We start from the raw sequence: 799 nt of genomic DNA on the forward strand, positions 1-799 counted from the left end.
CCGGACCCGTGGAACCCGGCGCACCCCGCAGCGACACGCGACGACCCCGGAACCTCACCACGAGAACAAACCGGGGTGAACCGACCACCCCACGAACACGACCTCATCACTGAAGGATCGAGGTCAAGAAGATCCAATACCGCCCCGAACTGATCAACGGCTGCCTCACGGAGACCGGGCTGACCATAGAACTCACCAAGATCGAGAAGGCGGAAACTACGAGTTCAACCTGAGTACTGAAGGTTCGTCACATCCCTGTGACCAGCAGGTTCTCCAGACTATCAGGACTATGAATCAGCCCTGATGAATTAGCCTCTGCCGTAAAGGGGGACGAGATCATAATCACCTCCTACTCCGCGAGGCCAGGCGGGCGCTTGGGCTATCGGTGAATGGAGGCACGGTGCAGCCGCTCACGCTGTCGGCGCCCCTACCTGCCTCGATTCCATTTGAGAAGAGTCCCATCACATCCCGCTGGCTGCATTCGCGACACATTGGGCGGGCTAGGCTGTTGTAGAAATTTCCGAGGTCGATATTTATTCCGCATGACCAGCACCGAAAGCAATCCTTGTGCCAGAACATTCCTCCCCCCGCTGTCATGCTGCATTCTTCTGCAGTGGCGTGGCAGTACCTGCACGCCCGCTCAGCCGTCCCGTGAATAAGTTGCGATTCCATCGCTAAGTGGTCTGCGTCGTAAATCCTTCGGGGGTTGACGTCGGGCTTGGCGTGCGCTTGCCCGTGTCAGGTGTCGAGACCGGTGAGGTGGAGGTGGCAGGCGGTGTCGAGTGCGTCCTCGGGGGTG

1 protein-coding gene is annotated in these 799 nt (G+C 59.2%); it reads right to left on the reverse strand.

Features of this window, described 5'->3' with window-relative positions; genetic code table 11:
- Positions 1-342: 342 nt before the first annotated feature.
- Complete coding sequence (locus tag OTB19_RS43940) at positions 343-672, reverse strand: LIM domain-containing protein (RefSeq protein ID WP_420717042.1); 330 nt, start codon at positions 670-672, stop codon at positions 343-345.
- Positions 673-799 lie beyond the last annotated feature (127 nt).

The sequence above is a fragment of the Streptomyces sp. H27-H5 genome (genome assembly GCF_026627505.1).
Classification (GTDB): Bacteria; Actinomycetota; Actinomycetes; order Streptomycetales; family Streptomycetaceae; genus Streptomyces.

Bases quoted from the DNA above. Each gene is read 5' to 3' on its own strand.
- OTB19_RS43940 (WP_420717042.1), bottom strand. From the start codon at position 672: ATGGAATCGCAACTTATTCACGGGACGGCTGAGCGGGCGTGCAGGTAC.